Source organism: Citrobacter sedlakii NBRC 105722 (assembly GCF_000759835.1).
Classification (GTDB): Bacteria; Pseudomonadota; Gammaproteobacteria; order Enterobacterales; family Enterobacteriaceae; genus Citrobacter_A; species Citrobacter_A sedlakii.
Map to the genome: position 1 here is coordinate 229,061 of NZ_BBNB01000009.1, position 18,130 is coordinate 247,190.

An 18,130-nucleotide genomic window follows, 5' to 3' on the forward strand; every position below is an offset into this window, starting at 1 on the left:
GAGGAAAGCCATGCCCGGGCGCTTTGAACTAAAACCTACCCTGGCGAAAATCTGGCATGCACCGGACAATTTTCGCCTTATGGACCCGCTTCCGCCGATGCACCGCCGCGGCATTATTATTGCGGCAGTGGTGCTGGCCATCGGTTTCCTGCTTCCCTCCGACGACAATAGCGTTGCGCCTACGGTAACCCGTGACGCGCAGCTGGATATTCAGTCACCGTCTCAGCCACCGACCGAAGCACAGCTGCAGGCGCAGCTCGTCACGCCGCAAAACGATCCCGGACAGGTCGCTCCGGTGGCGCCGGAACCCATTCAGGAAGGCCAGCCGGAAACGCAGCCGCAGACACAACAGTCGCAGCCGCAAACGCAGCCTTTCCAGCCGGACAGCGGGATCGATCAGCAATGGCGTTCTTACCGCGTTGGTTCTGGTAAAACGATGGCGCAGTTGTTCCGCGACCACGGGCTGCCGCCGACAGACGTGTATGCCATGGCAAAAGTGGAAGGCGCAGGCAAGCCGTTGAGCACCCTTAAAGAAGGGCAGTTAGTGCAGATTCGCCAGAATGCGAACGGCGTAGTGACAGGCTTAACCATCGATACCGGCAATGACCAGCAGGTACTGTTCACCCGTCAGCCGGACGGCAGTTTCCTGCGGGCGCGATAATCACCTATGCCCGGCGACAGTATGCCACCGGGCCTGATTTACGCTTTACGCACCTTATTGACCCACCAGATCCCCGAACACACCAGCACCAGCGCAATCGCGTATTTCCATTCAAGAATATTCTCGCCAAGAAACACTGCCGACAGCACCGCTCCGGAAACGGGAATCAAGAAGTTAAACGGTGCAATCATTCCCACCCGGTTGTATTTGAGCAAAATGCTCCACAGTGCAAACGCTACCGACGAGAGTAATGTCAGATAACCGAGAATCGCGACAGATGAAAACCCGTGGACGGTGAGCGTGCCGCCAAACGCGTAACCGCCAGCGATCAGCGCCAGGCCGCCAATCCCCAACTGGTAACCGGTCATTACCGTAGGGTCAACCGTCTGCGAGATGCGCTTGCCGTAAAGCGTGGCGGCGGAAAGGATAAACGCCGCCAGGACGACAGACCCGTCGCCCAGCAGGCTAAAACTGAAGTCCAGCCCGCTGCTGAAATTCACCACCATCACTCCCGCGAAGCCGAGGATACAACCCAGTGTTTTGTTATAGCTCAGCTTGTCATTCTGGTAGATGAAGTGCGCCAGCAGTACGCTAAAGAAGGTGCCTGTCGCATTCATGATCGAGCCTTTCACCCCAGTGGTGAAGGCCAGACCAATATAAAAGAAGATGTACTGTAAAGAGGTCTGCGTCAGCCCCAGTAACGTGAGCTGGCCGAACTGGCGAGAGCGTAATCTGCCGATGGGCTTACGCTGCGCCATGGCCAGCAGCAGAAGCAGCAGACCGGCAAACAGGAAGCGGTAACCGGCAAAAACAATTTTTGAAGGGATATCATCGGTTGCGATCTGGAAGATCTCATAGCCGCTTTTAATCGCCGGGTAGGCGCTCCCCCATAACAGGCAGCAAAACGCGGCGCTCAGGTAGACAATATTTTTACGCGCAAACAGAGGTTGCGGGTGCGGGGTATCCATTCTTCACCACATTGAAATTATGTTTTATTTTTAATGATTATCCCGAAAAGGGCAAAGAATAGCCAGTGTGAAAAAGCGCAGAGGAAGAAAAGCAAAACGCCGACACGAGGTCGGCGTTTTTCACGAAGCTGTCAGAATAAAAACTTATTCTGCAACAACGTTAATGGTCAGCTTAGCGAAGACTTCGCTGTGAACCTGGAAGTTCACTTCGTGCTCACCAGTGGTACGCAGAACGCCGTTCGGCAGACGAACTTCGCTCTTAGCCACTTCAACGCCAGCTGCAGTAACAGCGTCAGCGATGTCGCGAGTACCGATGGAACCGAACAGTTTACCTTCGTCGCCTGCTTTAGACGCGATAGTAACGGTTTCCAGTGCGTTGATTTTCTCTGCGCGTGCATTTGCAGCAGCCAGAACGTCAGCCAGTTTAGCTTCCAGTTCAGCGCGACGTGCTTCGAAGTATTCAACGTTTTTCTTGGTAGCAGGAACAGCTTTACCCTGTGGTACCAGGAAGTTACGAGCGTAGCCCGCTTTAACGTTAACCTGATCACCCAGGCTACCCAGGTTTGCTACTTTATCAAGCAGAATAACTTGCATTACCTTATCCTCTCAAAGTCGTATTAATGGACCGTGACCGATTACTGATGGCGATCAGTGTACGGCAGCAGGGACAGGTAGCGAGCGCGTTTGATAGCGCGAGCCAGCTGACGCTGGTATTTTGCACGGGTACCGGTGATACGGCTTGGGACAATCTTACCGCTTTCGGTGATGTAGTTTTTCAGCGTAGCGATATCTTTATAGTCGATCTCTTGAACGCCTTCCGCGGTGAAACGGCAGAACTTGCGACGACGGAAATAACGTGCCATATGGCTAGTCTCCAGAATCTATCAATTCAATCTGCTCGGCATGCAGAACCATTTTGCTCAGGCCGTTCTTTGCTTTGTGGCAAGAGATAAATCCCTGAATGGTTATGCGACTACCGACCGTTATACTGTGAGTAATGGCCTGGTTTTCATGTCCGCTAACAATAACGGGCATTTGGCACCACGCCTGCCGGTGAAACCCGGCTTCCTCTTGCACAGAACGATGCTCAAGCACGAACTGGCAATGCGGAATTCCTGATGGACTGACCTTTCGAAGGGGAGCCCTGCACACGGTGCCGGACAACACCAGACGGTTGGTCATCAGAAATTACTCTTCAGAATCCCCAGCTTCAGCATCATCTGCGGTTTCGTTTGCGAAATCATCGCGACGCTCACGGCGCTCGTCTTTCGCTTTAACCATCGGAGATGCTTCGGTAACAGCGTGCTTGGTACGCATTACCATGCTACGGATAACGGCATCGTTGAAGCGGAAGGTAGTTTCCAGCTCATCGATCACTTCCTGCGGCGCTTCAACGTTCATCAGAACGTAGTGCGCTTTGTGCAGTTTGTTGATCGGGTAAGCCAGCTGACGGCGGCCCCAGTCTTCCAGACGGTGGATCTTGCCTTCTGCGCCAGTGATGGCAGCAGAGTAACGCTCGATCATGCCCGGAACCTGTTCGCTCTGGTCAGGATGGACCATAAAAACGATTTCGTAATGACGCATCGAATTGCTCCTTACGGATTATTCAGCCTCCTGTCTGGGTCAGCCGAGGCCCGGGGAGGCAAGGAACGTGTTAAAGGTCGGCTGAAAAATGACGCGTCATAATACTGGGGTCAGACGGGAAACTCAAGGCGATTTGCAAACAATCGCCTGCTCGCTGTCGCTGCTCATCTCCCGGCGAGAAGAGAGAAGTTCATCTTGTGGTTGTTATTAGATGGTTTTTGCCGGGATGACCACTTAGTATGCAGGGAGATAAAATGGAATATTTGACCTGGAGCAAAGGATGCTTAGCAAAAAATGTGGGCTGGCGTTTATTTTCACAGGCCTGATGGCCTGGTATGTCATTCAGACGGGCACAGAGAGCCCGCCGCACCCTGAAAGCTGTTTACCATCACCCTATGCTGACTATAATCCTGCACCGGTTTTTACCCGGTGGCAGTGGGAATCGCCCGCAGAGCGGGGCCTGGCAAATTCGCCGAGAGCGTCCCTGGACGATACCAACATTCTGGTCTGGCTGGATGGCAAAAAACGTATTGCAGCGGATAAAATGACGCTGGCGATCGCCGCCGACTGGAATACGCTGGCGCCGAAGCTGTCGGACTTACTTAAACAAGAAAATTTTAGCCTTCAGTCAGCGTCAATGCCTGTCGCTTACCTGGAAGAGGACTGGGGGCAGACCCTGCTATCACACAGACCGGAAGTGGCCACCAGCCTGGCTGAAAAATTTGTCACGCCGAAATTATGGCAAGCACAACAGGCAGGCTATATCACGGCCAAAGAAGTTGAACACAAAACAAATCTGGCGATTTCACAGCATTGGTTATGGCGGGCGCCGCAGGAATTAATTAAACAGCCTGAACTACAAGAAGAAATATCGTTTACAGAGGCACGAAAAACCTACTCTGTAGGTGACACTAAACGAACCACTTATCTGAAAATAATGGACGCCAGCGCTGTTTTTGGCGAGCCAAAAGTTGCGTTGATCCTAACAACATGTGTCGTATCGCCTAATCCTAATTATTCGTATCTAAAGGCAATAGCGAACAGAATCGACTACTGGAAAAACTTTACTCTCCTCGGGCCGGGCCTCAGGCCATTACAGAGCTATCTCTCTGACAAGCTCGTGCTGGAAGAGAGTATCAAACCCATTACCACCTACCTGAAGAAAAATAATCTGCAAAGCGAACTGGCTTCAGAGGTCACGGCATGGGTTAAAAAAGTACCGTTAGCGGAAACTACGCCTGAACGTCAGTCTGCTGAAACAACGTCATCCGACGCCATGAGCATGGTAACAATCACACTCAAAGATCTCCTTTCTGATACGGATGACTCCCGGGAAATTAAGGAATACAAGGAACTTCCTGACGGTAATTCATTATTCGCCACGAAACGCTACGATCGCCAACAGCAAAATTACGTTTCGGAACTCTATATCACCGAGCCCGGAAATCCGCAGCATGCCACCCACCTTTGGCAAGGGGAAAGCCTGTCCGGTTTAACGTTGGTCCATAAAGGACAGAAGGCCTGGTTCAAAACGTCTTCAGGCCAGTGGTTTGAACTGAATATCCCCACCAGAGAAATAGCTACGCTGGCTTTAAATGAAGAAACTGGCGTGACATCATGGTTCAGCGATGCGAACGGGAATCCCATTACCTTTTCGAGCGACTATAGCGACGAGGGGAAAGGATGTTTGATTTTTCGCCGTATCGATCCGCGTATATCTCCGCCAGAAAATAGCCTGTTCAAAACTTGTCGTAACCATTTCGCCAGCGGAAACTCCATTCAACCGGTCCTGATTTCAACCCCTGGCTATTTTTGGCTTGAAGACAGCAATGGATTAGTCAAACTTAATTCAGAAACCGGAAGAGCTGAACTCTCGTATACGGTTCCTTTCCGATCGCCAGCCGATATCAGAAGCCGCCGCATCGATTTATCTGCCGATGACATTACCCGACATACGCCATATCCGCTGGGCTCCAGTGAGGCCCACTGGATAGCGCTGCATTATCAACATCAATCACCGCTTCAACATCACATGAATGCCTGGCGAATGGGGACCTATTTTATTGATAGTCTCAGCGGCAAATGGCGCTTTAGCGCAGAGCTTAAAAATGCTGACAGTATCACTGCAACCGCCCGTTCCGCTCATGGACGCTTTTTTGCTCAGGCAGGTTGTGAAAAACCGGCGGGTTCAGGAATAACCGCTGATATCTGGGATGTCGCCAGCGCGACAAAAATTGCATCATTGCACCGGCTTCGCTACTGCGGGTTAAAAAACATGGCTTTTAACTGGCAGGGAAATACGTTGATCCTGGTTTTTCATGACAGGTTGATACGCGTCAGACTGCCTGATAACAGACAAGATGCCGCCACTGCAGAGGCGATTCCCACTGAGTCGAAGAATTAATTCTGCTATGCCTGATGCGGTAATTTTTTGAACAACTGCATCAGAAAAGGTCGCCATCGACATTGCGGGTAGCGATTAAAATAAGATCAACAGGGGTTACCCCAAAAACGGTCTCGCTCATCCGAGTTAGCAGTCGAGGAGGTAGGTATGCGAACCCGTATGATAGCCCTTCTGGCTGGGCTTTTGCTTGGCGCCAATGCGCTTGCCGCCATTGAGATTGATAACCAGCAGGCCAGAAATATGGATGATGTTCAGAGCTTAGGCGTCATTTACATCAACCATAACGTCGCCACGGAAAGCGACGCTAAAGATGCGCTGAACGACGAAGCCGATGCGCAAGGCGCGACGTATTACCATGTCATTTTGATCCGCGAACCCGGCAGCAATGGCAACATCCACCCCAGCGCAGAGATTTTTCGCTAGCACCAGGTAAACCAACGAAAAATAATGCCATACTCTGATTTGCCCCCTTTGCAGGGGGCTTTTTTTGCAAAAACCGCCAGAACCTGACCGATTACCTCCCCGCCAGGGAGTGAGTTCCGGCGCTATTTACTTCTTCACTTCTTGCAGCTTCACGTCTGCCCATAGTAAGCGTTCGGACCGTGTTTACGCATGAAGTGTTTGTTCATCAGATAATCGTCGATGGGGCTGAGGTCTGGGTTAATCCCCCGCGCAATCCATGCCATCCGCGCTACCTCCTCCATGACCACGGCATTATGCACCGCATCGTGAGCATCTTTGCCCCACGCAAATGGGCCGTGCTGATACACCACAACTCCCGGCGTATGCAGCGGTTCAATGTCGCCCAGCGTTTCGATGATTACCATGCCCGTATTGAGCTCGTACTCACCCTGCACTTCTGCTTCGCTCAGCGCCCGGGTACAAGGGATGTCGCCAAAAAAGTAATCTGCGTGGGTGGTGCCGAGCGCCGGTATCGCCAGCCCCGCCTGTGCCCAGGCGGTGGCGTGGGTGGAGTGGGTATGCACGACGCCCCCGAGTGACGGATAATGGCGGTACAGCGCAAGATGCGTAGCGGTATCGGATGAAGGACGATACCGCCCCTCCACGACATGACCGTCCATGTCGACCACCACCATGTCATCAACCGTCATAGTCTCGTAAGGGACCCCGCTCGGTTTTATCACGACCAGGCCGCGTTCCCGGTCGATGGCGCTGACGTTGCCCCAGGTAAAGGTCACCAGGCCATAGCGAGGAAGATCCATGTTGGCGTTAAACACCTGCTGCTTTAACATCTGCATCATGCTGACTCCACCAGACCTGCGCTGACCATGCGCGCTTTCACCCAGTCGCGCGCTTTCGCCACCTCACGCGCCGGATCGTCCGCCGTTTCGCTCCACATCTCAATCAGGTATGGCCCGCAATACCCACTCTGCTTGAGCGTCGCAAAACAACGTTCAAAATCGACAACGCCTTCGCCAAACGGCACGTTCTTGAATACGCCCGGCTTCGTGTCTTTTACATGAACCGCCACGATATGACCTATCCCGGCCTGCAGCTCCATCTGAACATCGTTATCCCATGCCGACAGGTTGCCGATATCGGGATACAACTGGAACCACGGATTATTCAGATAGTGCGCGTAGCCTAACGCCTTACTGATGGAGTTCATCAGAGGGTAATCCATGATCTCCATCGCCAGCGTCACCTGCGCCCGGCTAGCCATCTCTACGCTCTCTTTCAGACCGTCACGAAAACGACGGCGCGTCTCGTTATTGGCTTCCTGATAATAGACGTCGTAGCCGGCTAACTGGATCACACGGATCCCGATATCCTGCGCCAACTGAATCGCCTTGCGCATGATCTCCAGGCCCTGAGCGCGCACCGCGTCATCTTCGCTTCCTAACGGAAAACGACGATGGGCGCTCAGGCACATGGATGGAATACGCACGCCAGTCTCCGCAATGGCGCTCACCAGCGTCAGTCGCTGTTCGCGGCTCCAGTCGAGTCGCGCAAGGCGCGCATCGGTCTCATCCACCGACATTTCAACGAAGTCAAAACCCAGCGTGTTCGCCATCCGCAGGCGCTCCAGCCAGCACTCCCCGGCAGGGAGCGCTTTTTCATAGATGCCTAACGGGTTCTGTTTCGACAGCATATCCGCTCCTTATCCCCACAGTTGGGCGATGGAACGTTTAAACTGGCGCGCCGCTTCAACCGGAGAGTCGGCATCGCGAATGCTGCGCCCGGCAATAAAGACGTGAACAGGAATCCCTTTGAACAGCGGCAGATCTTCCAGCGTCAGGCCACCGGTCACGGTCACTTTAAAGCCCATATCGGCAAGGCGCCTGATGGCGCTGATATCCGCCTCGCCCCATGCAACGCCCGCCGCCTGCGCGTCACGGCTACGGTGATAAACCACCTGCTGGATGCCCGCATCACGCCACTGCTGCGCCTGCTCCCAGGTCCAGTATCCGGTCAGCTCAATCTGTACGTCGCCGTTAAACTCTTTCGCCACATCCAGCGCGCCTTTCGCAGTGTTGATATCAGCGCAACAGATGACGGTCACCCAGTCGGCGTTGGCTTCAAAGCACATCCGGGACAGGATCTTGCCCGCGTCGGCGATTTTGGCGTCCGCCAGTACGATTTTATGTGGATAGAGCGCTTTCAGGTCACGCACCGCGCGTACCCCTTCCCCAACGCAGAGAATGGTGCCCACCTCAATAATGTCTACTTCTTCCGCAATCAGGCGGGTGGTCTCGTAGGCGTGAGACAGCGTTTGATTATCCAGCGCAACCTGTAACATGGGTAACTGAGACATATGAAATTCCTCTTAAACAGCCGCCGCGGTGGCGTTATCAATTAAATCAAGCACATCCTGCTCGGTGCGGCAGGCGCGTAAACGGTCAAAATTGGCCTCGTCTTCAAACAGATTCACGATCTGCATGATGCCCACTTCCTGATGGGTATTCGCATCAACGGCGGCCATGGTGATCAGGATATCGACCGGATCGTTATCTTCGTGGTTAAACGCCAGCGGCGTCTTCAACGTTACCAACGAGAAACCGGTTTTCTTAACGCCCTCTTCCGGTCGGCCATGCGGCATCGCCAGCCCAGGGGCAATCACGAAGTACGGGCCAAACTGCGCTACGCCATCAAGAATGGCCTGATAGTAGCGCGGCTCGACGACATCAGCGGCCACCAGCAGGTCAACGCCAATCTTCACGGCCTCTTGCCAGGTGCTGGCTTCAGCCTGCAAACGGACAGAATGGTTTTGCGCCAGCGAATCACGTAGTTTCATGACGCCCCCTTACTTCACATCCTGCGGAAAATGTTGTTTGATCACTTCCAGCAGCTTTGGGCCAAAGTCAGCGGGCGATAACATATTGCGAACGCCCACCACATACTTGTTACCTGTCACGCTAATCTCACCGGCGATATGGGTTGAGGCGATGATGATGTCGGCGCCGCCCAGCTCGCTTTTGTACTCGCCGACAGCACAGCTGTTTACCGTGTGGTCGATATTGGATTGGGTTAAAAACTGATCCACTTTCATTTTCATGATCATGGAACTCCCTTGCCCGTTGCCACATACAGCCAGAATACGTACGGTCATAATCCACACTCCTCATTAAGCAGAATGTTCTGCCAGTTGTTTTTCTGCGTCTTCTTCTGCACGTAGCGCGCGTCCGGCGAAGACCATATAAACCAATGCGATAATCAGAATGACGGCCATAAACGCGATGCCGAGGGAGAAGAAGCCCTGCATCATCGGCGGCGCCAGAATCGACCAGTCGGCCATCCCCATCCAGGCGCTCATACCCGTGAGTTTCACGGCCCAGACGCAGCCAAAGATTTCGATCATCCCCATCACCAGACAGATCTTCAGCGCCGCGCGCCAGCCGCCAAAGTGGTTGGCAAAGACGCCAATGGTGGCGTTGGAAAAGAACATCGGGATGAAGCCCGGAATGATCAGAATGGACGAACCGCAACCCACCAGAATACTGACCGCGATCAGTTGGCCGATGGTGCCCCACATAAAGCCCCAGACCACCGCGTTAGGCGCAAAGCTGTAAATCGCGGCGCAGTCGATAGCCAGCACGGCACCGGGAATCAGGCGTTGAGAAATACCGTTGAACGCTTCGGACAGTTCGGCGACGAACATACGCACGCCCTGGGTGATGATGAAAATCGCCACGGCAAATGAGAAGCCGGTTTGCAGGATATACACCGTCCAGTGTGTTTTACCCGCCATCGCCTGCACCGTGTCGATGCCGAAGGAAAGGAGGATCGCGCCAAAGAAAATCGTCATCACGATGGCCGTTGAAACGATGTTGTCGTGGAAGATATTCAGCCAGCCCGGTAGCTTGAGATCTTCAACGCTTTCTTCTTTTTTACCCAGATATGGCGCGACCTTATAAGCGATCCAGGAGGCGAACTGCTGCTGGTGACCGATGGAGAAACCGCAGCCGTCAGTCACTTCCTGAGTCGGCTTGTACATCATGTTGGACGTAATGCCCCAGTACAGGGAGACCAGGATGGCGGTGCAGATAATAGTGGTCCACATCGAATAGCCGAAGATGTAGAGCGACACCGCGATCAGCCCCGCCTGTTGGAACATGATGTGTCCGGTCAGCATGATGGTGCGGATGCCGGTAATACGTCGGAGCAGGACGTAACAAATATTCAGCGCCAGCGCCAGAAGCACGGCATACCCTACCCAACTGTAGGCATCGCCCATCCGGTCAATGGTTGCCATCATGGAGGCGTAGGTATCGGAGATCGCGCCGTTGATGCCGTACACCTCAGACATTTTGGCAACAACCGGCTTAAAGGTGCTGGTCAAAATGCCAGACCCCGCCTGCAACAGCATAAAACCAATAATGGTTTTAATGGTGCCTTTAATAATCACGCTGACGCTTTTACGCAGCAGGATATAACCGAGGCACGTCACGATGCCGAGCAGAAGCGGCGCGTTTGTCATTACCTGATTAAAGAAAACGGTAAAGACGTCGTAGAGGATCTCCATAACTCTCTCCAGTAAAAAGGAACACGAGGGGTAATCCCGGCGTGGTTGGTGCCATCACTCTAGTAATCACAAATAATCATCACAAGATTAAATTTGATTATTTGTGACGCATCACGCAAATTATTTCCCCTCTTTTCATAATGGATTTCATGATATAACCAGAAAACAGAATTACTCTTTATTTTTCATGGAATTAATTAAACATACACGCTCAATTACCGGCATAATCCGGTATTGACCGTGTGATCAATAAGGTAAAACCCCACGTTCCCCCCATTGCAAACCGCTCAAAATGGTGACAACATGAATCACATCAAATCATAAAATGATTACTTTTGATTGAACCCAGGAGTCAAACAATGAGTAAAGTGAATACCATCACCCGTGAATCATGGATCCTGAACACTTTTCCTGAATGGGGAAGCTGGCTGAACGAAGAGATTGAACAAGAACGCGTGGCGCCAGGCACATTTGCAATGTGGTGGCTGGGGTGTACCGGCATCTGGCTGAAATCCGAAGGCGGCACCAATGTGTGCGTGGATTTCTGGTGCGGTACCGGAAAACAAAGTCACGGTAACCCGCTGATGAAGACCGGCCACCAGATGCAGCGTATGGCGGGCGTAAAAAAATTGCAGCCAAACCTGCGCACCACGCCATTTGTGCTGGATCCTTTCGCGATTCGCCAGATCAACGCGGTGCTGGCAACACACGATCATAACGATCACATTGATGTCAATGTGGCGGCAGCGGTGATGCAAAACTGCGCGGACGATGTGCCGTTCATTGGGCCGCAGACCTGCGTGGACCTTTGGATAGGTTGGGGTGTGCCGAAATCGCGCTGCATCGTGGTAAAACCAGGCGATGTGGTTAAAGTAAAAGATATTGAAATACATGCCCTTGACGCGTTTGACCGCACCGCGCTGATCACACTTCCGGCGGACCAGAAAGCCGCAGGCGTTCTGCCTGACGGCATGGATGCGCGCGCCGTAAACTATCTGTTCAAAACGCCGGGGGGGACGCTGTACCACAGCGGAGATTCCCACTACTCCAACTACTATGCGAAGCACGGCAACGAGCATCAGATCGACGTGGCGCTGGGCTCCTATGGCGAAAACCCACGCGGTATCACCGATAAAATGACCAGCGCAGACATTCTGCGCATGGCGGAATCCCTGAACACGAAAGTCGTGATCCCGTTCCACCATGATATCTGGTCAAATTTCCAGGCCGATCCGCAGGAGATCCGCGTCTTGTGGGAAATGAAAAAAGATCGCCTTAAATACGGTTTTAAGCCGTTCATCTGGCAGGTTGGCGGGAAATTCACCTGGCCTTTGGATAAGGATAACTTTGAATATCACTATCCGCGCGGCTTTGACGACTGCTTCACTATTGAGCCCGATCTGCCGTTTAAATCGTTCCTGTAATCGCGATAATGCCGGGTTTTCCCGGCATTTTTTTCATATTTACTTTAGTATTTTCAGGCTATTTCAAATATCATCTTTTAAAATCATTTTGTATCGGAATAGCTCATGACTGAAGCGCAAAGACATCAAATTTTGCTGGATATGCTGGCACAACTGGGCTTTGTCACCGTGGAAAATGTCGTTGAACGTTTGGGTATCTCCCCTGCAACGGCACGCCGGGATATCAATAAACTTGATGAGAGCGGCAAGCTAAAAAAAGTGCGAAACGGAGCCGAAGCCATCGCCCAGCAGCGCCCACGCTGGACGCCAATGAACCTGCATCAGGCCCAAAACCACGATGAAAAAGTTCGTATCGCGAAAGCCGCCTCCCAGTTGGTCAATCCGGGGGAAAGCGTTGTGATTAACTGCGGCTCCACTGCCTTTTTGTTGGGGCGCGAGATGTGTGGTAAACCTGTGCAGATCATCACCAACTATCTTCCTCTGGCCAATTACCTGATCGATCAGGAGCATGACAGCGTGATCATCATGGGCGGCCAGTACAATAAAACCCAGTCGATCACCCTGAGCCCCCAGGGCAGTGAAAACAGTCTCTATGCCGGACACTGGATGTTCACCAGCGGTAAAGGGCTGACCACGGATGGCCTGTACAAAACGGACATGCTCACCGCTATGGCCGAGCAAAAAATGCTGAGTGTGGTCGGCAAGCTGGTCGTCTTGGTCGACAGCAGCAAAGTGGGCGAACGGGCGGGGATGCTGTTCAGTCGCGCAGATCAGATCGATATGCTTATCACCGGCAAACATGCTAACCCTGAAATCCTGAAACAGCTTGAGGCGCAGGGCGTAAGCATTATACGCGTTTAAAGGTGCTGACGAAAAAAAGAGACCGTCGCCGCCAGGGCTTCGGGCGTGATGCGATGGCGCACGCCCGTCTGCCACTCACAGGTCAGATTCCGGTCTCGTCCAGCCTGCGCCAGCGCCCGCTGCAAGCGAAACGATTCTTCTGCTGGCACGACATCATCCTCCACTCCATGCCATAACAGCAGCGGCCTGTCGGACACCTGTTCCAGCTGTTGCGAGACATCCCACTTCGCCAGTGGCGCGATAACGCTGTCGAACGCCGCCTGCTGCGCTGGCGTATCCAACGCCGAAGGGGGAAACAGCGTTTTTGCCAGACGGGTGAAGTAACCCGAGCCCATCAGGCTGGCCACGCAGCTGACTTCAGGATGCTGCGTCATGATCCCGAGGGCGGTCATACCGCCCATTGACGCTCCCGCCACGGCAAGCCTGTCATCCTGCAGCCAGTTCTCCTGGAGAATAGCCGCACGTAACGCAGTAAATTCCTGCATGTTTTGCTGCAAAATCTGCCAGAATCGCGTCATTCGCAACGGTGCGTTACCGCTGAAACGCGCGCCGTGTTCTGCGGCGTCTGGCATAATGACCCTAAAACCGGCCTGAGCCAGCGCGACGGCAAAGTAGCTGTAAACCAGCGCTGACGACGTGAACCCGTGATAGAAAATGATACTCGGTAAAGGTGTATTGATTTTACCGGTTGGGAAAGCGTGCAGCAGGTGATGCTCCGCCAACTGACATGTTTCTATTTCAATCATTTGCGGGTCCTTTTTTGTCCGGTACGCCACAGGGCGATCCATTAAGCAGTGTTAAGTGTTCAACAACGATTCATAATGTTGAGAACTGGATTACGCTTTCACGACATTTTCATTCGAAAATCGCGCGGAAGTTAACATTTCGGGAACATTCCCCCAAAGGGAAATTAAATAGGCACTACACTATGACTATCAGTAAACGAGATAGAGTTATGCGTCGGCTTGTCCCTTTGATGCTGGTTATGTTGTTAACGGGATGCAGCGTACTTGAAGGTAAGCCGCAGCCAGCGCCACCCGTCGCCGATCATCCGCAGGAAATACGCCGCAATCAAACGCAAGGGTTGCAGCGAATGGGCACCGTCACCTCAATGGTGAGGGGGTCTCCGGATGACGCAATTGATGAGGTTAAAGCCAAAGCCGCCGCCGCGAAAGCCGATTATTACGTTATCGTCATGGTCGATGAGACGATCGTGACGGGTCAGTGGTATTCACAGGCCATTTTATATCGTAAATAAAAGATGCTGAAATTTAAGTCAGTTTCACGTTGCTTTACGCCTCTATACGTTTATCTGTGCACAATAAACCGACAGCAGGAAGCTCGAGGTTTATTACGGCGATGGAATGCCCTGCGTCTTGCGGGGAAACGTAAAATGGAGCTGACGATGAACCAATCTCTTGCCTTATCCTCACTGCTACTTACTGCCGGGCTGATAAGCACGACGGCGCAATCTGCCGAATTTGCCAGCGCGGACTGCGTGACGGGCCTCAATGAAATTGGCCTGATTTCAGTCAGTAATATTTCAGGAAATCCACAGGACGTGGAGCGTATCGTGGCGCTTAAAGCCGATGAACAAGGCGCTTCGTGGTATCGCATTGTGCAGATGTATGAAGAACAGCAGCCTGATAACTGGCGCGTCCAGGCCATCCTTTACGCCTGATTCTGCCCTTCCTGAGCCGGGTCAGCGTTGCGCCACCCGGCTAAGAGATTACCGTACTCCTCCCGTCGCCCTCAGCAGTACTTCATCCTGAACCTGTTCCGATAAGCGTCTTCCTCCACGCGTATCCAGCATCATCTGACACCATGCCTGCGCAACCGGCGGCGACGCGTATCGCAGCATTTGCGAACCGCAGCCGAGCAGATAAATCAGTTGGGTGATGTCACGCCCCTGCGCTTCCACAGGTTTACGTAGCCGCTGTTGCAGTTGGCGAACCGCGCGATCAAAATGGCGGTCCTGCCCCCTCACATCAGAAAAGGTTTCGCTCAGTATTTCATCCGCGCCGGTTTGTTTACTGACGACCCGCAGAACGTCGAGACACATTACGTTTCCTGAACCTTCCCAGATGCTGTTAACCGGCATTTCGCGGTATAGCCGCGGCAGTTCGCTATCTTCGCAATACCCCACGCCACCGAGGACTTCCATCGCTTCGGCCACAAACGGGATACCGCTTTTACAAACCGCGAATTTAGCGGCTGGGGTAAACAGACGGGCCAGCAATTGCTCTTTTGCTTCGCTCCGGCGTTCCCACGCGCGAGCCAGACGGAACAACAGCGCGGTTTGCCCCTCAAGCTGTAGCGCCATCCGGCTGAGTACCTGACGCATCATAGGCTGTTCAATCAGCGGCTTGCCAAAAACCTGACGCTGGTGCGCGTGGTAAATCGCCACTGAGAAAGCGCGGCGCATCAACCCATGGCTACCGAGCGCGCAATCAAAGCGCGTCATGCCGCCCATCTTCAGGATATGGCGAACGCCTTCGCCCTCTTCACCCAGCAGCCAGCCAAGGGCATCCTGAAACTCCACTTCGCAACTGGCATTGGAGCGATTACCCAGTTTGTCTTTGAGACGTTCGAGCCGCACAGCATTGCGCTTTCCGTCGGGCAAAAAACGCGGTACGAAGAAACAGGATAGCCCCCCATCCGTCTGCGCCAGCACCAGATGGGCATCGCTTTGCGGGACGGAGAAAAACCATTTGTGCCCCACCAGCCGGTACGATCCGTCTTCCAGTCGCTCCGCGCGGGTGGTATTGCTCAGCACATCGCTCCCGCCCTGTTTCTCCGTCATTCCCATACCAATGAGCAGGCCACGTTTTTGCCCGCCAGGCAAAAGATGTGAGTCGTAGCGATCGCCCACTAACGGTGTCAACCAGTCAGAAAAGGGGGGCGGGAGCATCTGCTGTAAAAGTGGCGTGGCGGCAAAGGTCATGGTTATCGGGCATAGCGTCCCGGCTTCCACCTGCGCATGCAGGACAAAGCGCGCAGCGCGGGCGACAAACGATCCGGCGCGCGCCTCCTCCTCCCAGGGCAGGTTGTGCACGCGGTTGGTACATAGCCCCTGCATAAGCAGATGCCAGGCGGGATGAAAACGCACATCGTCCAGACGCTGCCCCTGCGGGTCATAGCGCAATAATTCCGGCGGCCAGCTGTTCGCCAGCCGTCCCAGCTCCAGAGACTCGGCGGTGCCAAGCTGTTGTCCGATGCTGGCGAGCAGTTCACCGTCCCAGCCAGCCCCTTCCCGGACAACTGCTTCGCACAGCGCGCCGTCAGACAAGAAAAGATTGCTGTTATTCAACGGTATCGGTTGGTTAAAAACGGTATGCGTTTGCCAGTGCATTGTGTCTCCCTCCTTCAATGGCCGCGACAATAAGTATGGTCGCTGCCGGTTGAATGACGACGGAGAGAGATCACAAAAGTGGGATCACCCCGAGATGTAGTGAGGTATGAATCGTGACGTATCTTTGGTGATCAGGGTGTTATCTTCACGGATCCCCATACCGCAGGCTTCATCATCTACGATCCAACTGCCGACCAGCGTATAGCTGTCGCCGAAGCGTGGTAGCGGCTGAAACGCCTGATAGATCATGGGTTCGTCGGCATAATCACCATCGGCATGCTCCATTACCTGCTGATGGCCGTCAAAGATCGTCACGTTACCCCCCTCACGGGAGAAAATCGGCTTGCGCACACAGCTTGCCCCCGCCTGGATACAGGGCTTTTCCCCGTCAAACCAGGCCGGAAGCAAATTGGGATGCCGCGGGAAGAGGCGCCACAGCAGTGGCATTAACCCCTTGTTGCTGAGGATACTTTTCCATAAAGGTTCAATCCATTGTTCTCGTCGCTTGCGTAACAACGGCCCGTTATCGTCCCGCATCATCCATTCCAGCGGATAGAGCTTAAAGGCGCGCTGAATCACGTTATCGTTGAGATCGGTTAACACGCCGCCAACACCAAGCCCCAGCTCTTCGAGATAAAGAAACCGCGTCTCCTGGCCCGCCTGCTCCGCACAGTCCTGTAAATAAAGCACCGTGGTGCGATCTTCATCGCTGTCTTCACAGCAGCAAAAATAAAATGGTTCCGGACGATAAAGCTCCGCAAACCGCGAAATCAGGCGCTCCTGTATCGCGTTGTACTGATCGGCATCACGGGGAATCGCGCCGCTTCGGCGGGCATCCTCCAGCCACAGCCACTGGAAATACGCCGCCTCGTATAATGACGTTGGCGTGTCTGCGTTGTATTCAAGCAGCTTAACCGGCGCATTACCGCACCAGACAAAATCCATACGTCCGTACAGCGTAGGATCCTTGCTGCGCCAGCTTTCAGCAATCGCATCCCAGTAAAGCGGCGGGATCGCCAGTTGCTCAAGAATATGCTCATCTTTTATCGCGCGATCGACGATTTCCAGGCACATCTGATGCAATTCTGCCGTCGGCTTTTCGATCTGTTCTTCAATTTGCCGAAGCGTGAAGCGGTAAGCCCGGCTTTCATCCCAGTAGATTTCGTTATCAATGATATGAAAATCGAAACCGTGATCGCAGGCAATCTGATTCAGATCCCGGCGAACCGGCACATCATGTCGCAGCATGGTTAGCCCCCCAGCTGCCACGGGCGCTGGACGAGCGTCCGTAACCTCCACGAGACACCGTTGATACCTTTTTCGTGCTGTAGCTATGGCTGGTCGCAGAGCCTGTTTTTCGTGAGCCTGTACGCCAGGCGTAGTCGCCAGACGTCGTACGCCAGACGGGACGAGAAACGTAGGATGACCCATTGCTGCTATAAACATACGCCTCATCACGATCTTTACGGAGCGCACGGCTGAGCAAAAAGCCAGAAATGACAGGCACCCAGCTCTGGTCGATAATATCCTGATAACAGTTGCCGAACTGGGTTTCGCAGTCGCTCTTGCTCATCCTTTTTGGCAAGGTGTTATAAAATTCGGTTTTCGCGTTATTCCAGGCATCAACGCAAACGCTAATATTATTGCCGTCATCAATGCAGTTCTGCACCGTTTCGTAAAAAACGCCGTCACCATCGTTGTCGACATCGTCACTGTCACTGCACCCTTTCAAGGCGAAAAAAGCCGCGCCGCCCATGATCGCCAGCGTCAGCACTTTGCCACTGTACCGGCTGCGTTTAGGCTCGAAAGGGTTTACCGGACGGTCGATCCGGGTAATCGCTGCATGACCTAAGCCTGTTTTACGTTTTTTGTTTCCTGTTTTTTTAGCCATG

Annotated in this window: 22 protein-coding genes; 7 read left to right on the forward strand and 15 right to left on the reverse strand. The window is 53.3% G+C overall.

What is annotated here, in order from left to right; translation table 11 throughout:
- Positions 1-10 precede the first annotated feature (10 nt).
- A complete protein-coding gene (locus CSE01S_RS13875) occupies positions 11-661 on the forward strand; it encodes an OapA family protein (RefSeq protein WP_042289526.1) in 651 nt (216 codons plus the stop codon).
- Between the two features lie 38 nt (positions 662-699).
- Here the strand turns inward: CSE01S_RS13875 and CSE01S_RS13880 are convergent, their stop codons facing one another.
- From CSE01S_RS13880 to rpsF, 5 genes are all read right to left on the reverse strand, one after another.
- Positions 700-1,629, reverse strand: coding sequence for a DMT family transporter (locus CSE01S_RS13880; RefSeq protein WP_042289528.1), 930 nt, complete (start codon positions 1,627-1,629; stop codon positions 700-702).
- Between the two features lie 144 nt (positions 1,630-1,773).
- Positions 1,774-2,223, reverse strand: coding sequence for a 50S ribosomal protein L9 (gene rplI, locus CSE01S_RS13885; RefSeq protein ID WP_012907347.1), 450 nt, complete (start codon positions 2,221-2,223; stop codon positions 1,774-1,776).
- 41 nt (positions 2,224-2,264) lie between these two features.
- Positions 2,265-2,492 (reverse strand): 30S ribosomal protein S18, encoded by a 228-nt coding sequence (rpsR, locus tag CSE01S_RS13890; protein WP_000135199.1) that lies wholly within the window; start codon positions 2,490-2,492, stop codon positions 2,265-2,267.
- A 4-nt stretch (positions 2,493-2,496) separates the two neighbouring features.
- The gene (gene priB, locus CSE01S_RS13895) at positions 2,497-2,811 is read right to left on the reverse strand and encodes a primosomal replication protein N (RefSeq protein WP_042289531.1); all 315 of its coding nucleotides are present in this window, start codon (positions 2,809-2,811) and stop codon (positions 2,497-2,499) included.
- 6 nt (positions 2,812-2,817) lie between these two features.
- Positions 2,818-3,213, reverse strand: coding sequence for a 30S ribosomal protein S6 (gene rpsF, locus CSE01S_RS13900; protein WP_001216673.1), 396 nt, complete (start codon positions 3,211-3,213; stop codon positions 2,818-2,820).
- Between the two features lie 280 nt (positions 3,214-3,493).
- Between rpsF and CSE01S_RS13905 the strand changes: the two genes are divergently transcribed.
- Positions 3,494-5,617, forward strand: a complete 2,124-nt coding sequence (locus CSE01S_RS13905; protein WP_042289534.1) for a hypothetical protein — start codon at positions 3,494-3,496, stop codon at positions 5,615-5,617.
- Positions 5,618-5,764: 147 nt separating this feature from the next.
- Complete coding sequence (gene yjfY / locus CSE01S_RS13910) at positions 5,765-6,040, forward strand: DUF1471 family protein YjfY (protein ID WP_042289537.1); 276 nt, start codon at positions 5,765-5,767, stop codon at positions 6,038-6,040.
- A gap of 149 nt (positions 6,041-6,189) precedes the next feature.
- On the opposite strand, the gene CSE01S_RS13915 is transcribed toward yjfY, so the two are convergent.
- The 6 genes from CSE01S_RS13915 to ulaA are packed head-to-tail and all read right to left on the reverse strand — an operon-like array spanning position 6,190 to position 10,601.
- Positions 6,190-6,876 carry an L-ribulose-5-phosphate 4-epimerase gene (locus CSE01S_RS13915; protein ID WP_042289769.1) on the reverse strand — a complete coding sequence of 229 codons (687 nt, stop codon included), beginning with the start codon at positions 6,874-6,876 and terminating at the stop codon, positions 6,190-6,192.
- Positions 6,876-7,730, reverse strand: a complete 855-nt coding sequence (locus CSE01S_RS13920; RefSeq protein ID WP_042289540.1) for an L-ribulose-5-phosphate 3-epimerase — start codon at positions 7,728-7,730, stop codon at positions 6,876-6,878. Before CSE01S_RS13920 ends, CSE01S_RS13915 begins: the two co-directional genes overlap by 1 nt.
- A 9-nt stretch (positions 7,731-7,739) precedes the next feature.
- Positions 7,740-8,393 carry a 3-keto-L-gulonate-6-phosphate decarboxylase UlaD gene (ulaD, locus tag CSE01S_RS13925; protein ID WP_148365411.1) on the reverse strand — a complete coding sequence of 218 codons (654 nt, stop codon included), beginning with the start codon at positions 8,391-8,393 and terminating at the stop codon, positions 7,740-7,742.
- A gap of 12 nt (positions 8,394-8,405) precedes the next feature.
- Entirely contained in the window at positions 8,406-8,873 is a 468-nt protein-coding gene (gene ulaC, locus CSE01S_RS13930; RefSeq protein WP_042289543.1) for a PTS ascorbate transporter subunit IIA, read from the reverse strand.
- Positions 8,874-8,882: 9 nt separating this feature from the next.
- The gene (ulaB, locus tag CSE01S_RS13935; RefSeq protein ID WP_042289546.1) at positions 8,883-9,188 is read right to left on the reverse strand and encodes a PTS ascorbate transporter subunit IIB; all 306 of its coding nucleotides are present in this window, start codon (positions 9,186-9,188) and stop codon (positions 8,883-8,885) included.
- A gap of 15 nt (positions 9,189-9,203) precedes the next feature.
- Entirely contained in the window at positions 9,204-10,601 is a 1,398-nt protein-coding gene (gene ulaA, locus CSE01S_RS13940) for a PTS ascorbate transporter subunit IIC (RefSeq protein WP_042289548.1), read from the reverse strand.
- A 359-nt stretch (positions 10,602-10,960) separates the two neighbouring features.
- Between ulaA and ulaG the strand changes: the two genes are divergently transcribed.
- Both ulaG and ulaR read left to right on the forward strand, forming a co-directional pair.
- Positions 10,961-12,025, forward strand: coding sequence for an L-ascorbate 6-phosphate lactonase (gene ulaG, locus CSE01S_RS13945; RefSeq protein ID WP_042289551.1), 1,065 nt, complete (start codon positions 10,961-10,963; stop codon positions 12,023-12,025).
- Between the two features lie 105 nt (positions 12,026-12,130).
- Positions 12,131-12,886, forward strand: coding sequence for an HTH-type transcriptional regulator UlaR (gene ulaR, locus CSE01S_RS13950; protein WP_042289553.1), 756 nt, complete (start codon positions 12,131-12,133; stop codon positions 12,884-12,886).
- On the opposite strand, the gene yjfP is transcribed toward ulaR, so the two are convergent.
- A complete protein-coding gene (yjfP, locus tag CSE01S_RS13955) occupies positions 12,883-13,632 on the reverse strand; it encodes an esterase (RefSeq protein ID WP_042289555.1) in 750 nt (249 codons plus the stop codon). The genes ulaR and yjfP overlap by 4 nt on opposite strands.
- A 182-nt stretch (positions 13,633-13,814) precedes the next feature.
- On the opposite strand from yjfP, the gene bsmA reads away from it, so the two are divergent.
- Both bsmA and yjfN read left to right on the forward strand, forming a co-directional pair.
- A complete protein-coding gene (gene bsmA / locus CSE01S_RS13960; RefSeq protein WP_042289558.1) occupies positions 13,815-14,144 on the forward strand; it encodes a biofilm peroxide resistance protein BsmA in 330 nt (109 codons plus the stop codon).
- A 147-nt stretch (positions 14,145-14,291) separates the two neighbouring features.
- Positions 14,292-14,567, forward strand: a complete 276-nt coding sequence (gene yjfN / locus CSE01S_RS13965; RefSeq protein WP_072197155.1) for a DUF1471 family protease activator YjfN — start codon at positions 14,292-14,294, stop codon at positions 14,565-14,567.
- A 48-nt stretch (positions 14,568-14,615) separates the two neighbouring features.
- Here yjfN and CSE01S_RS13970 read toward each other — a convergent pair whose 3' ends face one another.
- The 3 genes from CSE01S_RS13970 to CSE01S_RS13980 all read right to left on the reverse strand — a co-directional run bounded on the left by CSE01S_RS13970 (position 14,616) and on the right by CSE01S_RS13980 (position 18,129).
- On the reverse strand, positions 14,616-16,238 hold the full coding sequence (locus CSE01S_RS13970) for an isovaleryl-CoA dehydrogenase (RefSeq protein WP_042289562.1): 1,623 nt from the start codon (positions 16,236-16,238) through the stop codon (positions 14,616-14,618).
- 84 nt (positions 16,239-16,322) lie between these two features.
- Entirely contained in the window at positions 16,323-17,486 is a 1,164-nt protein-coding gene (locus CSE01S_RS13975; protein ID WP_042289564.1) for a glutathionylspermidine synthase family protein, read from the reverse strand.
- Positions 17,473-18,129 (reverse strand): DUF1190 domain-containing protein, encoded by a 657-nt coding sequence (locus CSE01S_RS13980; protein ID WP_042289566.1) that lies wholly within the window; start codon positions 18,127-18,129, stop codon positions 17,473-17,475. The genes CSE01S_RS13975 and CSE01S_RS13980 overlap by 14 nt, the downstream gene beginning before the upstream one ends.
- Position 18,130 lies beyond the last annotated feature (1 nt).

Excerpts from the sequence above, each read along its gene's own strand:
- CSE01S_RS13875 (WP_042289526.1), top strand. The coding sequence starts at position 11 with ATGCCCGGGCGCTTTGAACTAAAACCTACCCTGGCGAAAATCTGGCAT.
- CSE01S_RS13880 (WP_042289528.1), bottom strand. The coding sequence starts at position 1,629 with ATGGATACCCCGCACCCGCAACCTCTGTTTGCGCGTAAAAATATTGTC.
- rplI (WP_012907347.1), bottom strand. The coding sequence starts at position 2,223 with ATGCAAGTTATTCTGCTTGATAAAGTAGCAAACCTGGGTAGCCTGGGT.
- rpsR (WP_000135199.1), bottom strand. The coding sequence starts at position 2,492 with ATGGCACGTTATTTCCGTCGTCGCAAGTTCTGCCGTTTCACCGCGGAA.
- priB (WP_042289531.1), bottom strand. The coding sequence starts at position 2,811 with ATGACCAACCGTCTGGTGTTGTCCGGCACCGTGTGCAGGGCTCCCCTT.
- rpsF (WP_001216673.1), bottom strand. The coding sequence starts at position 3,213 with ATGCGTCATTACGAAATCGTTTTTATGGTCCATCCTGACCAGAGCGAA.
- CSE01S_RS13905 (WP_042289534.1), top strand. The coding sequence starts at position 3,494 with ATGCTTAGCAAAAAATGTGGGCTGGCGTTTATTTTCACAGGCCTGATG.
- yjfY (WP_042289537.1), top strand. The coding sequence starts at position 5,765 with ATGCGAACCCGTATGATAGCCCTTCTGGCTGGGCTTTTGCTTGGCGCC.
- CSE01S_RS13915 (WP_042289769.1), bottom strand. The coding sequence starts at position 6,876 with ATGCAGATGTTAAAGCAGCAGGTGTTTAACGCCAACATGGATCTTCCT.
- CSE01S_RS13920 (WP_042289540.1), bottom strand. The coding sequence starts at position 7,730 with ATGCTGTCGAAACAGAACCCGTTAGGCATCTATGAAAAAGCGCTCCCT.
- ulaD (WP_148365411.1), bottom strand. The coding sequence starts at position 8,393 with ATGTCTCAGTTACCCATGTTACAGGTTGCGCTGGATAATCAAACGCTG.
- ulaC (WP_042289543.1), bottom strand. The coding sequence starts at position 8,873 with ATGAAACTACGTGATTCGCTGGCGCAAAACCATTCTGTCCGTTTGCAG.
- ulaB (WP_042289546.1), bottom strand. The coding sequence starts at position 9,188 with ATGACCGTACGTATTCTGGCTGTATGTGGCAACGGGCAAGGGAGTTCC.
- ulaA (WP_042289548.1), bottom strand. The coding sequence starts at position 10,601 with ATGGAGATCCTCTACGACGTCTTTACCGTTTTCTTTAATCAGGTAATG.
- ulaG (WP_042289551.1), top strand. The coding sequence starts at position 10,961 with ATGAGTAAAGTGAATACCATCACCCGTGAATCATGGATCCTGAACACT.
- ulaR (WP_042289553.1), top strand. The coding sequence starts at position 12,131 with ATGACTGAAGCGCAAAGACATCAAATTTTGCTGGATATGCTGGCACAA.
- yjfP (WP_042289555.1), bottom strand. The coding sequence starts at position 13,632 with ATGATTGAAATAGAAACATGTCAGTTGGCGGAGCATCACCTGCTGCAC.
- bsmA (WP_042289558.1), top strand. The coding sequence starts at position 13,815 with ATGACTATCAGTAAACGAGATAGAGTTATGCGTCGGCTTGTCCCTTTG.
- yjfN (WP_072197155.1), top strand. The coding sequence starts at position 14,292 with ATGAACCAATCTCTTGCCTTATCCTCACTGCTACTTACTGCCGGGCTG.
- CSE01S_RS13970 (WP_042289562.1), bottom strand. The coding sequence starts at position 16,238 with ATGCACTGGCAAACGCATACCGTTTTTAACCAACCGATACCGTTGAAT.
- CSE01S_RS13975 (WP_042289564.1), bottom strand. The coding sequence starts at position 17,486 with ATGCTGCGACATGATGTGCCGGTTCGCCGGGATCTGAATCAGATTGCC.
- CSE01S_RS13980 (WP_042289566.1), bottom strand. The coding sequence starts at position 18,129 with ATGGCTAAAAAAACAGGAAACAAAAAACGTAAAACAGGCTTAGGTCAT.